Source organism: Roseibacillus persicicus, assembly GCF_014651675.1.
GTDB lineage: Bacteria > Verrucomicrobiota > Verrucomicrobiia > Verrucomicrobiales > Akkermansiaceae > Roseibacillus > Roseibacillus persicicus.
On record NZ_BMXI01000063.1, the window covers coordinates 1 to 1034 of the forward strand.

The following is a 1034-nucleotide window of genomic DNA, read 5'->3' on the forward strand; positions in this document are numbered from 1 at the left end:
AACAAATTCGAGGAGCCTACTTGGAGTTCACCTCGAAAAAACCAGCGTTCCACTGCCTTGTCAAAGCAGAAGAAATCGTCCAGATAATACGATTCCAAGCGAACGTTAGAGTCCTGCTGAACCGACCGCTCAGAGAACTTTCAAGATTTCTACTGCCTACAAATATGCTATCAATTGCCGACTCGCCAGCGCGGTCGGGTTCAGCAGCGACGCATTGTTCGACCTGTCCCAGTTTGTGTTGAATCGCCTCCGACTGCTAGGAGCGCATACTGGGAAAAAATGCCAAGAGGGAAGATTACCCAAAAACCCATCACTGTATAAACCACTCCATACCAAAGAGAGACAAACAAAGACGCTAAAATATTTGAGTTCTGGCTCTCAGTCGAAAAGTATCCAAAAAAAGCTGTTGCCAGAGCAACCATTAGTGTTCCGAACCAAGGCAAAATAGAAGAGGGCAGTAACGCCTTCCATCCACGACATGCTAATATCCACTTTCTAAATGTCGTAGCAATAAACACTGACATTATTGGGAAAAGAGAATACTGGAGAACCCGATCAAATCTAAAGGCCTCCTCAATCATTTCGTCGAGAGGAGAGACAAAGTAGGCTGAAAGCCACGCACCCGAAAGAATAATGGCGACGAAGTAATACATTTTAGTCGAACGTTCCAGCACACCCAATCCGACCGACTCAGCGCACTTTCGACGGTTCTACCACCTCCACTCCTCCCGTCAACCCCCGACTCGCCAGCGCGGTCGGATTTGTGGTGCTGCGCATTGTTCGCTGCCAAAATATAGCAATATCCGAGTTCTTCGAAGACGACCGAAACTTCTATGACGGGAAGCCCTCGTTTGAGCCCCGTCAATAGAACCTTCCCTGCCGCCTGAAAAACAAAGCCTTGTCACCGGACTTCGTCAAAACCCCGTGACGGCAACAAAAATCTGCACGCCTTCCCTCACCTGCCTGGCCATTCTCACCTCATCGTTGACATCGAAACCAACGTAGATCCAATCAAACCATCTGGAACAAATCCG

At 48.4% G+C, this 1034-nt stretch carries 1 protein-coding gene; it reads right to left on the reverse strand.

The features are described 5' to 3' along the window. Positions 1-200: 200 nt before the first annotated feature. Positions 201-653 (reverse strand): hypothetical protein, encoded by a 453-nt coding sequence (locus IE099_RS20605; RefSeq protein WP_189574737.1) that lies wholly within the window; start codon positions 651-653, stop codon positions 201-203. Positions 654-1034 lie beyond the last annotated feature (381 nt).

Excerpts from the sequence above, each read along its gene's own strand:
- IE099_RS20605 (WP_189574737.1), bottom strand. The coding sequence starts at position 653 with ATGTATTACTTCGTCGCCATTATTCTTTCGGGTGCGTGGCTTTCAGCC.